Here is a 15,363-nt window from a genome sequence, read left to right as displayed (position 1 = left end):
GCGGCTGCGTCCGGAACGAGTAGGCGTAGGTATTCCGGGTCGTCCCGAGGGCGGACGTCACCTGAGCCACCACGTAATAGCGCGTGGACGGGGACAGCCCCGTGAGGTTCACGACATGATGGGCCGTCGGCCCCGCATCGGTAACTTGCTGACAGGTGTTGATGCAATTGAATGTGGCCGGGTTGAACAAATAGTAATTGCCGTTGGTCGTCGTTGTCGCGGTACCCACATTAAACATGTCCGCCGGGGTGTTCGTGTAGTAAAGCACGGCACTGGTCGGCTCGTCCTCGAAGCCGTTGGACGAGGAACTGAAGGTCACCGTGGCGCTGTTGGGAGTGACGGCGCTTTGCACAGGGCTTCCCAGGATCGGCCCGGTACAGGTGGGACAATAATTGGTGTTCAAATAACCCGTGGTCAATTCCAGAGTCGCCGGCGAGCTCTTGCCGATCATCGCCTGGACAATCGACGTCCAGTCGGCAATGAGCGGATCGTGAATGTGCCGAAGGGTTCCGCTGGAGGCCGTGACGAAGCGGTCGGACCCGTTCCGGTTGCCATGTTCAATCTGCAGACTGTGGCAGAGCATGCAACCGTTTAATTGCATGTCTTCAAAACAGGGGGCAGTCTGCCCGTTGGAGCAGGTCTCGCCCGAAGCCCGGGCCGGAGTCGCGGCTAACAAAATCCCGGCACCCACGATCAAGAGGGTAACAATTAAACCGGCAACACGACTTGAAATCCTCATCTGGACACCCCCGCTTTCTGATCGACGGCCTTCTGACCAACGGCCTCGACGAATATTGGTTTTGAGCGGACCTGGAATAACCATCCCTCGAAAATCGTTCTCAGGCCTTCGAAAGACATAAAAATAGGCCACCGGTCTGGAATGTTGAGAGCCCGCGTTTTGGACCCCCGCGCTTTCGGATCGATGGCCTTTTCACTTCCCGGATACGAGATCATGGTAACGCACCTAAAATTGGTTTAAAGCGGACCCGAAGAATACATTCTTTTCAAAATCGTGATCACGCCTTCGAATGGCATAAAAATAGGCCACCGGTCTAGCACCCCGGGTGCCCGCGTTTTGGAACCCCGCGCTTTCGGAACTTTGGCCGTCGAACGAAACGGCATCGCCGAAAAACGGTTTTGGGCCGACCTAGGGCCGGCTGTCGTTTTTAGATAGAAGGGCGCAGTAATCGTAGGACGTGATAATGAGAGATTTCTCAGGAAGGAATCCCCCAAAGCCTTCTGGTCCATCTTTTACCCCCGTAAAAAGATGAATACTGAAGCTTCGAATAACCTAAAGGGGAGGTTCAGTTTTCAACTACAGCGAAGGCGGCTCTGAGGAAGGAGCTTGGTGGCTATGCGTATCATCTTCTACCCCCAGAAGATGGACATAGCCGGCAAAGAATCGCCTGCCTCGATTCTCAGGAAGGATTGACGGGAGGCTATCTCGATCCGCTATTATCCCCGCAAAGAATAGCCTGTTCAACCCAAGAAAATCGAAAGACGGCCCCAAAGTATCATGAAAAAAAACCAATGTCAACTACACGAAAGTGGCGTTTTTAACCGTTACGGACCCGGCCTATTTATAATAAAGAATGATTAAATCCTCAATCCTTACTGAACGTTAATCGTCGCGGTGGCGCAACGGGAATTGTTGGTCTCATCCTTTTCCGCCACGGTGTTGGAATCGTCCGCGCCGGCGCAGATATGGTAGGTGTTGGGCGGGGTGGACGCGGGAATGGTTAAACTTGTCGTCGCGGTGTTGCTCTTCCCCGCCGCCAGCGCCCCGATGGTTCGAGTTTCATGGATCACGACATCGTCCGAATCCCCGAACACCGTATTCACCGAGAGGCGGTACCCGATTTGAAAGTTTTCGGCCGGGATCGGTCCCCGGTTCTGAACCGTGTCGGTCACGGACAGGCTCTCCCCCTTCCGGACCGTCCCTGAATTGAACCGGACGTCCGACAGGGTCAGGTCCGGAAAAGCCAGTTCCGCGACAAAGGCATCATATCCGCCATGGTATTTCCGATCAAACCCTCCCGGGCTCGTGGGGAAATTATTGGAGGTCGTCTCCCCCGTCAGAAAAACCCGCCCCGAGCCATCCACCGCAATCCCGTAGGCCGAATCGGCACCCCCTCCGCCCAGGTAGGTCGAGTAAAGCAGGTCGGAAGGATCGGGGGTCGGGCCGCTTGGGTCGGGTTTGAGGATCGACACGAAGACGTCGCCGACTCCGCCGGCCAGCTTCTTGGAAACGGCCCCCGGCGTGACGGGATAATCCTTGGACCAGGTGAAACCGGTCAAATAAACAAGCCCCGCCGGATCCACCGCGATGCCCCACGCGTCATCGTAGGATCGGCCTCCCAGGAAGGTCGAATAGAGAAGATCGGAGGGATCGGGCGTCGGTCCGGACGGATCGGGCCTGAGCTTCGTCGCGAAAATATCGCAGCCTCCCGCGCGTCGGTTCATGTAGGCTCCGGGGGTCGTCGGGTAGTCTTCCGAGGCGGTACAGCCGGTGACATAAACATCCCCGTTCCGATCGACGGCGAGGCTGTTCACGGGATTGCTGCTGTCAAAACCGCTCCCGCCCAGGAAGGTGGAGTAAACCAGGGAAGCCGCCCCGGGACGCGAGGGATCGATCTTTGAGACGAACACATCGGTCACGCCGTCGTCACAGAACCCGTCCGTGCCACAGGTGACGTCGAAGGCGCCGGGCGTCGCGGGGAAATCATAGGAATTCGTTTCGCCCGTCACAACGGCCCGCCCCTCGGCATCGACCGCGATGCTGAACCCGACATCCAGATCGCTCCCTCCCAGATAAGTGACGTATTGGAGGGCAGCGGGCCCGGATCCGGCGGGATCGAGCTTGGCCACAAAGGCGTCGGTGGAAATGCCGACATAAGAGCAGTCGTAGGCGACTTTGCACAGTCTTGGGGGCACCAAATTTGTGGAGTTGGTCTCGCCCGTCACATACGCGCGGCCCGAAGCGTCGATCGCGATGCTGCGACCCGTATCGTTACGGTTTCCCCCCAGGTAGGTCGAGTAAAGAAGCTTCGAACCGGTGGGATCCAACTTCGCCACGAAGGCGTCGAACCCTCCCTGATGGGAGGATTGATAGGCATTGGGGGTGGTCGGAAAGTCCGAGGAGGAGGTGACCCCGGTCACGTAGGCGTCGCCCGAGGCATCGACCGCGATGCTTCCGGCAACGACCCCGTTGTCCTCCTTTTGACTCCCGCCCAGGTAGGTGAGGTATCGGAGGGAGGAAGACCCCGACGCCGAAGGATCGACCTTGGCCACGAAAGCATCCGACGGACCGCCGTTGAACGAGCAGTCATAGACCCCCGTGCAATATTCGGACGGGACAAGATCGGCGGAGGTCGTGAACCCGGACACATAGGCGAACCCGGAGGCATCCACCGCGATACTGTAACCGTGCTCATCGCCGCTTCCCCCGAGATAGGTGGAATAGACCAGCGTCGGATCAATAACGAGGGGGACGTTCTTGTCGTAGGAAGCCAAGTCAAATCCGTAGATATATTTGGGACCCCGGGCGGCTGGTTGCGGACCGAGAAGCGTGAACTTTCCCGGAACCTCCCGGCGCCGACCGTCAATCTCCTGATAGACCCTCGGCTTCTTCTGGACGATTTCCCCGCCGTCGATCAGAATCCTCAAATCCCCGTTCTCGGCCAACCGCAATCCCCTGGCTCCTTCAAAGGAGAGCCGGATTCTCGACGGATCCGCCCCGGGTTTGACGCCGATGTCGTATTCCAGTTGCCGGTCGCCGCCGTAAAACTTCATGTCGATACCGGGATAAATTTCCTTGTAGACCACGGCCCGATAGATCGGAAGACCGGTCCGCCATTTTCGGGGATCATGGCCGATAAGGTAGTTAACCCGGCCCTTTTGCAGTCCTTCACCCACGATTTCGGGATTCTTTTGGGCCCCGAGAGGGGTGAGCCTGAGCCAGCTCGGAACCGGGTGAGAAACGGAAAAAGGGTCTCCATTGTAAAGCGTCAGGTCAACCCCTCCTTTTGTAAAAAAGGCGGCATGGCCGCCCCCTTTTTCATAAAACTTGACTCGGGGGTTGAGCTGTCCCATGTTTGGAATAAAATTTTGCGGCAGTCCGCCGTAGGCCAATCGCGCTTGGGAATGGGCGGGTTCCCGCCCGCCGACCGCCGCGGCGGCGATCCGCTCGGGCCTCTCGTGGAATATAATGGAGGGAACGGAAAGATCAAGCAGGGAAACGACTCCAAGAATCAGCGGCCCGCACCAAACTCTTTTTGGAAAGGTTTTAATCGGAGTCCTCCTTGAAGGGCGGCCGCTCTTTTTTCATCGGATGGTGAACTGGACCCGTCGATTTTTCGCGTAGCACTCGTCCGTCTTTTCAAGACAAAGGGGCCGTTCTTCTCCGTAGCTGATGACCGACAAGCGGCTTTCAGAAACCCCCAACGTTACGAGGACCTGCTTAACCGCCTCGGCCCGTCGGGCACCCAGGGCCAAATTATATTCGTTGGTGCCCCGCTCGTCACAGTATCCTTCGAGTGCAAGATTGACCTCCGGGTGGGCCTGCAACCACCGTGCGTTTTCTTCCAGGATGGGCCTCGCCTCCTCCGCGATGATCCAATCATCATAACCAAAGTGAATTTGCTGCAACTCCGCTTCGACCGTCGCCACCTTCCCCTCCGGCGTCGGTCCCTCCTCGAGCGGTTTTTCGACGGGCGGGATGACCCGCTCCTCGGTGAGTTCGGGGGCGGGTTGGGGGCCCATCTTCTCCTCCGCGGCATTCGAGGTTAGGGTTGGAATAATGTGGCGGAAATCCGGAAAACGCCACGCCACCCCCACGTAGGTGGTCAAGCCACCAATGTTTAGGGTGTCGCCGAGCGGATCGGCATCCTTGAGCTTGGCGGAGGAATACCGGCTCTCCAACAGGATACTCAGGCGGGTATTTAGCCTCACCTGGGCGCCCGCGACGAAATGGATGTCAAAAACTCCGTGAGAGAAATTGTCCGTCGAATTCGATACGGTGATCTTCCGATCGAAACGATTATAACCCAATCCGGGTCCGAGATAAAATTCAAAGGGCTTCAGTTTAACCGGTTTGAAGTGAAATTTCAGGGTGGTCATCAGGTAACGATTCCTAAACTCAACCTGGCTGCAACAAATGGTTTTAAAATCGGTCTTCCCGCCGTACTGACCGACCGCGATGCTAATGGTCGACGGGGAAAACCACAGGTAGTCATATTCCAGCTCTTCTGAAAGACTGGTCAGGTCTTGCGGTTCGAAGAACTCCGAGTTGGTATCAAAATACTCGCTGCTCCGGTAGAGATGAACCCCCATTTTCAGGGTAATTTGGTGGGTCATCTCCGTTTCTTCTTCCGCCTGCGCGTAGACAACGGAGGGGGTCACCTGTAAGACAAGCAATAGAACGATAAGGATAAAAAAAAATACCGACCACCGACGGCCCAGCAGTATCTTTCTCGCCTTGCGGTTAGCCAGGAGCAGGGGAAATGCCATCGCAAGAAATGAAGCGGCCGCGGTTCCGGGGGAAACCGGCCCGTCACCTCCAATGAGATCGATTCCGCCGCAACCGACTCTCCCCGTCTCTCCTCCGCTGAAACCCGCCCCGAGATCACGGGTCAGGGCCCGGTGGGCATTCAGACGTCCGTTGGAGATCACTTTTCCTTTCAGGGATGTTTTGGGATCGGTTGTTCCGATCAGGATGGCCTTCAATTCATCCGGGGCGAGGCTTGGGTCCTGGATCAGCAATAATCCCGCGACGCCCGACACAAAGGCCGCGGCAAAGGATGTCCCGGTGATATAGTCATAATATTGTTTAAACGGCAAATCCGTGCAGTCCCGGTTAAGGTTGGGAGGGTTTTGCAGGCCGAAGGTTCCCGTGGGCATGGTGGTGTAGATGCAGTCACCCGGAGCCGCGAGATGGACCGACTTCTTCCCGTAATTGGAAAGAAAACCCAGGTTATCTTTGAAATCGCTGGAGGCCACGGAAATCACGTTGGGAAGGTCGTAGCTCGCGGGATAAACCGGGGAAGCATCGTTGTCGGACCCGCCGTTGCCGGCCGCCGCGACCACCAAGATGCCCGCGTCACGGGCGGCCGCAATCGCGTCGAACTCCGATTGCTGGAAGCCGGACCCCCCGGCGGCAATCGTTATTATCCGGGCGCCCATCCGGACCGCATAGTCGATGGCCGCCACCTCATCCGCGACGGTTCCGCAGCCGACGGATCCGAGGAATTTAAGGGGCATGATCTTCGCGTTCCACAATATACCGGCCACCCCCACGTTATTATTCCCTTTCGCGGCGATCACCCCGGCGACCGCGGTGCCGTGGCCGAAATCGTCCATCGGGTCGTTGTTCCCGTCCGGATCATCCGGGCCGAAGCTGCAATTGCCTTGAGGGTCGATGGTAGAGACTTGGGTCCCGACAAAATTCCATCCTTGGATATCATCGGGGTATCCGTTGTTGTCATTATCAGTATTAGTATTCAACTCGCTTGGATCGGCGATCCCGTTTCCGTTCAGATCCTCTCCAGGATTGACCCAGATATTTCCCGGGTCCTTCATCCCGTTTCCGTTTTGATCCTCGGCCGGGTCCAATATCCCGTTGTTGTTTGTGTCCTCTCCCGGATCCAGCGCACCGTTGTTATTCACATCCTCGGAGGGATCCAACACGCCGTTATTGTTGATGTCCTCATCGCCCAGATCCGGATGATTATAATCCACCCCGGAATCGATGACCGCGATGACCATGCCCGGAGATCCCTGGACGATGTCCCAGGCCTCTTCCGCGTCAATATCGTCATCCGGTATTCCCTTGAGGGGAGTGGGGGTGCCGGCGAGGTCCTGGCCGGTATTGTGGAGTCCCCATTGCCGACTAAAGGCGGGGTCGAGGGGACGGGCCATGGCCCGGCGGATATAATTGGGCTCGGCGTACTCGACATCCGGATTGCTCCGGTATTGCGCAACGGCACTATCCACCGACAGACCCGGAGGAAGTCTGAGTCGCTGGATCCCGGTATAACCCATCCGCTTCTCACGGATCACGCCCATCCGGGCATGAACACGGCGAATCCGGTCATCCGGGGTGCCGGACTTAAATTTTACGAGGAGCTCGTCCGGAATGTAGCTTGAAGTCGGGGCCGCCTCCACCCATCCGGTTCCGGAAAGTTCAACCAGAAGTGTGAAGCATCCGACACACCACATTAGACGCCTTATCAACGCATAACTCCTCTTCATTGATCAATAAGGTCTCCGAATACAGAAACGAGATAATGCCGAATTTAAGAAGTCACGCTGCGAAGGTTTTTTTGGGGGTTCTTCTCTTTAAATTCAACTGAGGAGAGGACGGCTCATTGAAGAGTTGAAAGATCTTGGAAAGGATCCCGGTCCTGGATCGAACATCCAATCGCTTCATGATATGTCTCAGGTGCCCTTTGATGGTATCTTCCGACACACATGATTCCTCGGCCATCTCTTTATTCGTCAATCCGACCAAAAGATATTTCACGATTTCCATCTGACGATCGGAAAGCTCGAAATGTTTCTTGAATTTATCAAGGTCCACCTTGTGACGGGGCATAATTTTTTCGATCAGGAAAAATATGAAAAATGTTTTTCCGATGGAACCGGGCGGACCCTGAAGGAAAAATCCCCGACAGCAATACGTCGTCTCGGGGGTGGCAAACAAGGTCGTCTGACAGTTTAAGCGATTCTGATCTTTTTTGAGGGTGTCGTAGAGATTCGAGATTTCTTGAGGAAAGGCGATACTAACCGGGTTTTTCAGTGTTGGAAGAGTTTCACTCTCTAACCTCGAGAATACATCGAGCGCCACCGGATTGAAAAAGACGGGCTTTTTCCGGTAATCAAGGATCAAAATTCCAGGCATGGAACGTTCGTTCGCAACCTTTAATAGATCCACCATGGTTGGCCCTAACCAAATTGGATTGCAAGGTCTGCTTCGAATTCTTTTATCAAGCTGTGATAAAAAACGATACAACAATATTTATCCTATGTCAACCGAAAAGAACGCCAAACTCTAACTGAAAGACTTCCGGATTTGCCCGTTCCCCGCCTTCCAATTTTCCACAATTTACTAACAGATTCATACCATCTTATCCACAACATATAGTATTTAACGATTGATATATAACATTATATTGTGTTTTTTCCTTGACAGTTTTTGTCCGATATGGTATACAACCGCGCAACATCGTTGATTCGGTCTTCTTCTTTTCATATTGCATGTCATAGTGCATGAATACCACTTTCGTGTAATTGACATACGCGTTGCGATACGCTTATATAGGGCATGGCGAAAATAGGAATTCCATAAATGACACAGCGGCAGGCTCAGCGCTTTTTGTTATCAGTCATTGTGAATTATGAGATGAGTGTCCATGAAAGTTCATTGCGGCCGGTTGAGACGCCGGTCGCAGGGAAGCTCATGAATATAAGCAACGGGGGTCTTTGTCTGCTGACGGACGTATCCCTGAAGGTGGGCCAGGTTCTGAAAATGGCCCTTCCTCTTCACAGTGTGGAGGCTACCGCACCGACCCTGGCTGAAGTCCGCTGGGTGAGAAAGGAGGATTCGCAAGGTAGTTATCAGGCTGGTTTGCGTTTTCTTCTTTAACGCCTTGACCCGAGCCGTCCGATCCCGTGTCCCTCGGCTTGGGCGGCTCCAACTTGTAATAATCCTCCGGTCCTATAAAAGCATCCCTCTTTTTCCCGATCAATCCGCGTGACCAACGCATTTGACACGTTTCTTGTGAACTCTTACAATGGGCCCCGGGTTCCAACTATAATGACGTCCGTTCCAAACCGGGTCGGAGAATGAGACCCGAGATTGTATACCTGTGAATAAATGGATTTGGTTGTTTCTCAGAGTCTGTTTCAGTTTTATTTTCCTGGGTGTTCTCTTCTGGAAAACGGATCTAACCAAGTTTTCCGAAATTTTTCGGACCCTTGATCCGCCGCTTTTCCTTGTAAGCCTCGTTTCGTACACCCTGCTATTTGTTCCGTTATCCTACCGTTGGCAGCTCCTTTTGGGAGCTCTGGGGATTGAAGTTTCCTTGAAAAGACTCTTCAAGATTTATCTCGTTGGGGTTTTTTTTAATAATTTTCTTCCAACAGCCATCGGCGGGGATCTGGTGAGAGGCCTGGATCTTTATCGATTCACCCAGAGGGGGAAGGAGGCCGCCGTGTCGGTCATGGCCGAGCGGTTCCTGGGTTTGGCGGCCCTCTTGATCATCGGCGTGACGGCCCTCGTTTTCAGCTATTCATCCCTTCAGGACCCTTTTCTGGTTTGGTTGATCCTGATTTCAGCATGCGGTTATTTGATCTTGTTGTTCGGCCTGGCGACCCCGACGATCTTCATCCTCACCGCCCGGATGCTGAACCGCATGAGGCTTCAATGGTTCGGACAAAGGTTACTGAAGATACCCGAAGCGATCGCGCTTTACAAATCATCCCTGCGCACATTGATTTACTCATCCATCCTTTCGATCCTCATTCAAACCTTGACGGTCGTTATTTATTACATCCTCTCACGGTCGCTCCACCTTAGCATTCCGTTTGTTTATCTCTTCCTGTTTTTTCCGGTCATCAACATCGTTTCTATGGCGCCCGTTTCGTTGGGTGGGCTCGGAATAAGGGAAGGGATGACGGTTTATCTATTCCATAAAGTCGGGGTGGAGTCCGGTCACGCCCTCGGTCTCTCCTTGGCCTGGTATTCGATCATTTTCCTTACCAGCCTTCTCGGCGGAGTTGTTTTCGCCCTTCGGGGGGGCCGAGGGCTTCCTCCCCCGTCCTCCTCGTCAAGAAGGCCGGAACATGGTCATCCCTCATAAGGTTTTTTCCGACCGATATAGCCGTAACGATATAATAACGGAAAGGTCAGGGCGGTGACCAATGATCGATGCCTTCCCTTCATCTTCCCCGCCCAATCGATGTCCGGCCTGATCTCGATAACGCCCTGCTTAAACCGCATGGGATTTCCCGCCACGGTATGATTGGGCCTTAATTCGATCGTGTGGTCATTGATAAACTTCGGACCCGGATAGGGCAATCGTAGATGGGTCAGGGTTTGGGCGACCATTTTTTGGGGATGGCTTGCCAGATCCTCGTAATAGAGAAAAAAATACCGATCGTTGATTTTCCGGAAGATCTGAAGGGACACATTCATCACGAGATATTCCGAGGCGCAAACAAACGGGTTGTAATTCGGCATCGGTTCTTGTTTCCAGGTCACTTCGGGTTTGAGCCATTTCTTCTGCCATGAAAAAGCGACCGCGCGGCTGTCGCGTACGAGATGAACAGGGTAGAAATCAATTTCCGGCATGCTGTTTAAAATGATTCCGTGGGAAGGATATTTGGATGAATCCACAATGACGCGGCATCCTGAAACCTTTTGAACGGCCCGGTATAAACGACTCAGAATTTTTTTATACCCTTCGAGCCGCTCAATGAACCGGGATGTTTTACGGCCGAAAAGGAGCCGGGGGATATGCCACCATCGGTCGAGCGATCGCTGTACGCCCAAAATTTCATTCACATCGACATGTTCCAAGCCTCCGAAGGCCTCATGGACGACCGAGCGCCAGAAATCGCATTCTTTGAGCGGCGTACCGCAGCCGCACAATTGGTTTTGCCCCAAGCCTTTAGACCAGATGTGGCGGATCTCGCCGACAGAGAAAAAACCGTCGATCTGTCCCAAGAGCCGATCAAAAAGCGTACTGCCGGTTCGGCTGGACCCCCCGATGTAAAGAACCTTGATTCGGTCCTCGCTCACGGCTTGTCCCCGGGCGGAATCTTCTCGGCACGCTGACTTTCCCGGGGCTCCAATCCCGCCTCCCGAAGGGCCACCGCACGAACGATTTGGGTGATCTGCCGATCCACCTGCTCCAGCCTCACGTACACCCTGAACAGAATAAACAGGATCAGAATCACGCTCAGATAGAGGGCCAGGTCGGTGCCCCGACTGATCCCGAGAAGATGAGCCAATACCACCGAACTTTTCGGAAACAATACGACGACGGCAAACCCGGTCCACAGGAACAACCAGAGCAATAAGGCCATGGCGCTGATTTTCCTCTGTCGAAACCAGAGGACGGCCACCCCCATGGCCAATACAGCCACGGACAGGAGAAAGAGTTGTGCCACGCTGATCATGATTGCTTCACCAATTTGGACAAGATCAACCGAAACAGGGTCCTTAACCCGACCCGGAATCCTTGGCCCTTGGACATCGAATAATCGGTATAAATCGTCTTGATCGGAACATCGACGCAGCGAAGGTGAAGGCGTTTGATTTCGCCGCAGATCTCGGAACAAACCTCGTATTTGTTCGCGGTGATTCGGATCCGTTGCGCCGCCGAACGGGAGAAGGCCCGCAGGCCGGATTGGGAATCCGTCGTTTTTGCCGCCAGGAGAACCCAGGTGGCGAGATTTGCGAGATGGTTCGCAATTCGTCTCGTCAAGGGCATGGCGGTGGAATCGATCATTCGACTCCCCGTGACCGCATCCGCCCGCCCCGACTGGATAGGCTCGATGACCCGGCCGATGTCATCCGGGGAATGCTGACCATCCGCGTCACAGGTCACAACCACGTCCGCCCCCATTCGAAGAGCGGCTTCGATCCCTGTTCCCAAGGCCCCTCCGACCCCCCTGTTTAGGAGGTGCCTGACCACCAAGGCCCCTTCAGACCGGGCTATCTCTCCGGTTTTATCCTTTGATCCATCGTTGACAACGATGATTTTTTTCTCGAAACCAGGCAGATTGGCTGACATGACCTCTTGAATCACTTGGCCGATCGCAAACTCTTCATTGTAGGCTGGAATAATTACCGCCAGTTTCATAAAATGTCTTCCGCCGCTGCCTCTATCCAAACAATAGGGTGAGAAGATCTAGCATAGGAATATTCCATCATGACTAGATTTGGTATATATATAACCTAATTATAGAGGTGTGTCAAACCAGACGGACCCATTCAAAATTGACGGAGCCGCCGAAAAAAGGTATGATTCGGGGGCAGTGAAGGGGGAGGGGTATGTTTATTCAAATCGATCGGGACATTCTTGAAGGAGTTTACCAGGACCACCCTAAAACCACATTGTATTTCTCGAGAAATGCGGTTGTCCGGCAAATATTTTGGAAAAGACTAAAAACGCTTTATCGGCTCATGGAACATGCCGATCATCCAAAAGACCACATCTTGGATTTTGGGGGAGGGAACGGCGTATTTTTGCCTTCCCTGGCTCAATTGTTCAAACACGTGACCTGCATTGATTTGGATACCCAAAGAGCGGCGAAGATAGCCGCTGTTTTTGACCTTAAAAATGTTAAGCTCCAATCCGCCAACCTCAACAATGATTCGCTTCTTGAAAAACCGGTCGATGCCATTGTCGCGGCGGATGTATTGGAACATTTTAAGGATTTATCGGGGCCGGTTCGTTCGGTCACCCGTTTTTTGAAAGACGACGGTTTCCTCTACACCTCCCTCCCGACCGAGAACCGTCTCTATGTTTTATTGCGAAAAATATTCAACCTGAAAAAACCGGAGGATCACTACCATTCCGGCTACGAGGTCGAAAATTTCCTTTCCGCGAACGGATTTCGGAGGTTGAAGCGGAGACATATCCCTTTTCCCTTATTCTCCCTTTTCTTGGTCAGCCAATGGAAAAAGATCCAATCCGGCCCCAAGATGGGACCGTCCGATCCACAAATCCAATCCTCAAAAAAGTTTTAACGAATTGGAAAATCCGCTGCAGAACAGAATTCAACCCGGCGCGAAAAACCCATCCCGTTTAATCCTGTGGACCGGCCCGATCGCGGCGTTCCTTTTTATTTCAATCCTCGGGACTTTGGTATACCTCAATTCCCTTGGAGTCTCTTTCCATTTTGACGACACGGAAAACATCGTTGAAAATCCGTTTATCAAAAGGCTTGGGAACCTGCTCAATCCATCCTCCATCTTGTTTGGCGGTCGAATCGTGGGTTACTTCACCTTTGCCCTCAATTATCGGTTCGGCGGGCTCTCTGTTTTCGGTTATCACCTGATCAATCTGATTATCCATATCAGCAACGCCCTGTTGGTTTACGGATTCATACGCCTCCTCGTCCAATCCCCCCGCATGAACACCCAACCTTCGTTGACTCGCGTTGCCCCGGCCATCGCCCTGGGGACCGCGCTGCTGTTTGTGACCCATCCCGTCCAGACCCAGGCCGTCACCTACATCGTCCAGCGCTTCGCCTCACTGGCCGCGCTGTTCTACCTGCTCACCGTCATCGCTTACCTGAAATGGCGCTTGAGCACCCCTGAATCCAAACATCGCCATCTGTGGTACGCCACCGCCTTCATCGCCACGGTCCTGGGCATGAAGACCAAGGAGACCACCTTCACCCTCCCCTTCATGCTCCTGCTGGTGGAGTTCGTCTTCTTCGGACCCCCCACCCGAAAACAGTGGCTGGCTCTGACCCCCTTCTTCCTCACCCTGCCCATCATCCCATTCTCCCGCCCGGATGCTTTAGGCACGGGAAGTGACGCATTGGCCCGAGCGGCGACCGATCTGGGCCGATGGGATTATCTTTGCACCCAGTTCCGGGTGATCATGACCTATCTGCGGCTCCTGGTCTGGCCCGTGGATCAGAACCTGGCCTATGACTATCCGGCCTCCCATTCGCTGTTGGATCCCCCGGTCTTCCTCTCCTTCCTGTTTCTCTCGGCCCTGTTCGCCGCCGCGGTCTATCTGGTCTTTCTCTCCCGTCGCGCGGCCGCCGATCCCCGTCTCCGCCTCATCGGCTTTGGGCTCCTGTGGTTTTTCGTCACCCTGTCGATCGAATCCTCCATCATCCCCATCCGCGATGTGATCAATGAACACCGGCTCTATCTGCCCAGCGCCGGACTGTTTCTTGGCGTCGGGGTTGCCGTCTTGGGCTATGCCGGTCGGGCACGGGTCTGGGCCGCAATGGGGATCGGGCTGTTGGTGCTCATATTCTCGGTCCTCACCTTTGAGCGAAACCTTGTTTGGAGGGACGAACTCTCCCTTTGGACGGATGTGGTCCGGAAAAGCCCAAACCTGGCTTTGGGATACTACAGCCTTGGCGCGGCCTTCGCGAATCAAGGGAAACTGGACGAGGCCATTAAAAATTATGCCAGGTCCTTGGAACTGGATCCGAAGGATCCCCGGACTCATTACGATCTGGCCAACGCGTATAAAAAAGCCGGACGGATCGAGGAATCCATCCGCGAATACCAATCGGCTATCACCCTTGTCCCCGGTTATGCCGAGGCCCACAACAATTTGGGAATCGTCTATGAAGAACGCGGACAGATGGAGGATGCGTTTCGGGAATATCAAACGGCCCTCCGGTTTAAACCCTACCTGGCCGATGCTCACAATAACATGGGAGTCGTCTATAAAAAAATGGGGCGCACGGACGATGCCGTCCTGGAGTACCGAAAAGCCATAGCCCTCGATCCCGCATTTGTTGAAGCCTATAACAATCTGGGAACGATTTACAAGAATACGGGACGACTCCAGGAGGCGGTCCGTGTTTTTCGGGCCGTCGTGGCCCTCAGGCCGGATGATCCCGAGGCACACAACCGCCTAGGAATTCTTTATGTAAGCCTGGGGCATGTCGAGGAAGGCATCCGGGAATACCAGGCCGCAATCCATTTAAAACCCGATTATGCGGGCGCCTACAACAACCTGGGACTGGCCTTATATCAAAAAGGGCAATTTGCCGAGGCGCAGGCGGCGCTCGAAACGGGTCTCAAAATCAACCCGGACGACGGGCGGGTCCACCTTCTTTTAGGAATCATCGAAGAGAAGAGGGACCAATTTGACGAGGCCATCTTGCACTTAGAGACCAGTCTGAAATTATTGCCGGATATTCCCGAAACATATTATTACCTGGGGACGGCCTATCATCGCAAAGGGCAAACCCAAAATGCCTTGAACGCCTTCAAGCGGGCCTTACAGCTCCGGCCCAATTACGAAGACGCCCGTCAGGCTTTGAAGGCGCTGGGGCCGTGAAATTGGAAACGGCCCGCGTCAATGAAAAACGGCCCGGACCCCCGGCCGCTCCCTTCGAGGATGCGGCCCGGTCACGTTCCGGTCGCTCGCTGACTCACCCGCTGACGGCCCTGCTCGCCCTCGCACTGCTGGCCGTCGCCGTCTACTCCAACACCTTCTCCGCCGCCTTCCATTTCGACGATATGCCCAACCTCGTCGAAAACCCCGATATCAAACACCTCGCCAACCTCCTCGATCTGTCCGGAAGCCGCTATGTCGGCTTCCTCACCTTTGCCCTCAATTACCGCTTCGGCGCACTGTCCGTCTTCGGCTATCACCT

13 protein-coding genes are annotated in these 15,363 nt (G+C 54.3%); 5 read left to right on the top strand and 8 right to left on the bottom strand.

Annotation, left to right across the window (positions count from 1 at the left end):
* The 4 genes from VMN77_00200 to VMN77_00185 form a co-directional block, all read right to left on the bottom strand.
* Positions 1-739: hypothetical protein (locus tag VMN77_00200; protein HTN42197.1), on the bottom strand; the 739-nt coding region annotated here is incomplete at its 3' end.
* Between the two features lie 872 nt (positions 740-1,611).
* The gene (locus VMN77_00195; GenBank protein ID HTN42196.1) at positions 1,612-4,131 is read right to left on the bottom strand and encodes an SBBP repeat-containing protein; all 2,520 of its coding nucleotides are present in this window, start codon (positions 4,129-4,131) and stop codon (positions 1,612-1,614) included.
* Positions 4,132-4,323: 192 nt separating this feature from the next.
* A complete protein-coding gene (gene pal / locus VMN77_00190; GenBank protein HTN42195.1) occupies positions 4,324-7,215 on the bottom strand; it encodes a peptidoglycan-associated lipoprotein Pal in 2,892 nt (963 codons plus the stop codon).
* Positions 7,216-7,300: 85 nt separating this feature from the next.
* On the bottom strand, positions 7,301-7,897 hold the full coding sequence (locus VMN77_00185) for a LuxR C-terminal-related transcriptional regulator (protein ID HTN42194.1): 597 nt from the start codon (positions 7,895-7,897) through the stop codon (positions 7,301-7,303).
* 447 nt (positions 7,898-8,344) lie between these two features.
* On the opposite strand from VMN77_00185, the gene VMN77_00180 reads away from it, so the two are divergent.
* Positions 8,345-8,641, top strand: a complete 297-nt coding sequence (locus VMN77_00180) for a PilZ domain-containing protein (GenBank protein HTN42193.1) — start codon at positions 8,345-8,347, stop codon at positions 8,639-8,641.
* A 223-nt stretch (positions 8,642-8,864) separates the two neighbouring features.
* Entirely contained in the window at positions 8,865-9,857 is a 993-nt protein-coding gene (locus tag VMN77_00175; protein ID HTN42192.1) for a lysylphosphatidylglycerol synthase transmembrane domain-containing protein, read from the top strand.
* On the opposite strand, the gene VMN77_00170 is transcribed toward VMN77_00175, so the two are convergent.
* From VMN77_00170 to VMN77_00160, 3 genes are read right to left on the bottom strand one after another with little or no spacing between them, the layout of a single operon-like run.
* Complete coding sequence (locus VMN77_00170; protein HTN42191.1) at positions 9,845-10,798, bottom strand: sulfotransferase; 954 nt, start codon at positions 10,796-10,798, stop codon at positions 9,845-9,847. The genes VMN77_00175 and VMN77_00170 overlap by 13 nt on opposite strands.
* Positions 10,795-11,178 carry a DUF2304 domain-containing protein gene (locus VMN77_00165; protein HTN42190.1) on the bottom strand — a complete coding sequence of 128 codons (384 nt, stop codon included), beginning with the start codon at positions 11,176-11,178 and terminating at the stop codon, positions 10,795-10,797. Before VMN77_00165 ends, VMN77_00170 begins: the two co-directional genes overlap by 4 nt.
* Entirely contained in the window at positions 11,175-11,864 is a 690-nt protein-coding gene (locus tag VMN77_00160; protein ID HTN42189.1) for a glycosyltransferase family 2 protein, read from the bottom strand. Before VMN77_00160 ends, VMN77_00165 begins: the two co-directional genes overlap by 4 nt.
* A gap of 191 nt (positions 11,865-12,055) precedes the next feature.
* On the opposite strand from VMN77_00160, the gene VMN77_00155 reads away from it, so the two are divergent.
* Positions 12,056-12,754, top strand: a complete 699-nt coding sequence (locus tag VMN77_00155) for a class I SAM-dependent methyltransferase (protein HTN42188.1) — start codon at positions 12,056-12,058, stop codon at positions 12,752-12,754.
* A 100-nt stretch (positions 12,755-12,854) separates the two neighbouring features.
* On the opposite strand, the gene VMN77_00150 is transcribed toward VMN77_00155, so the two are convergent.
* The gene (locus VMN77_00150) at positions 12,855-13,130 is read right to left on the bottom strand and encodes a hypothetical protein (GenBank protein ID HTN42187.1); all 276 of its coding nucleotides are present in this window, start codon (positions 13,128-13,130) and stop codon (positions 12,855-12,857) included.
* Positions 13,131-13,139: 9 nt separating this feature from the next.
* Here VMN77_00150 and VMN77_00145 point away from each other — a divergent pair, with 9 nt between their 5' ends.
* A complete protein-coding gene (locus VMN77_00145) occupies positions 13,140-15,044 on the top strand; it encodes a tetratricopeptide repeat protein (protein ID HTN42186.1) in 1,905 nt (634 codons plus the stop codon).
* The coding region (locus VMN77_00140; protein ID HTN42185.1) for a hypothetical protein at positions 15,041-15,363 on the top strand (323 nt) is incomplete at its 3' end. The genes VMN77_00145 and VMN77_00140, both read left to right, overlap by 4 nt.

This window comes from Nitrospiria bacterium, from assembly GCA_035498035.1.
Taxonomy (GTDB): domain Bacteria; phylum Nitrospirota; class Nitrospiria; order JACQBZ01; family JACQBZ01; genus JACQBZ01.
This window is presented reverse-complemented; position numbering and strand designations above follow the sequence as displayed.

What these genes read in the sequence shown, in the direction of transcription:
- pal (HTN42195.1), bottom strand. Translation starts at nt 7,215, where the DNA reads ATGTGGTGTGTCGGATGCTTCACACTTCTGGTTGAACTTTCCGGAACC.
- VMN77_00185 (HTN42194.1), bottom strand. Translation starts at nt 7,897, where the DNA reads ATGCCTGGAATTTTGATCCTTGATTACCGGAAAAAGCCCGTCTTTTTC.
- VMN77_00180 (HTN42193.1), top strand. Translation starts at nt 8,345, where the DNA reads ATGACACAGCGGCAGGCTCAGCGCTTTTTGTTATCAGTCATTGTGAAT.
- VMN77_00165 (HTN42190.1), bottom strand. Translation starts at nt 11,178, where the DNA reads ATGATCAGCGTGGCACAACTCTTTCTCCTGTCCGTGGCTGTATTGGCC.
- VMN77_00160 (HTN42189.1), bottom strand. Translation starts at nt 11,864, where the DNA reads ATGAAACTGGCGGTAATTATTCCAGCCTACAATGAAGAGTTTGCGATC.
- VMN77_00155 (HTN42188.1), top strand. Translation starts at nt 12,056, where the DNA reads ATGTTTATTCAAATCGATCGGGACATTCTTGAAGGAGTTTACCAGGAC.
- VMN77_00145 (HTN42186.1), top strand. Translation starts at nt 13,140, where the DNA reads ATGAACACCCAACCTTCGTTGACTCGCGTTGCCCCGGCCATCGCCCTG.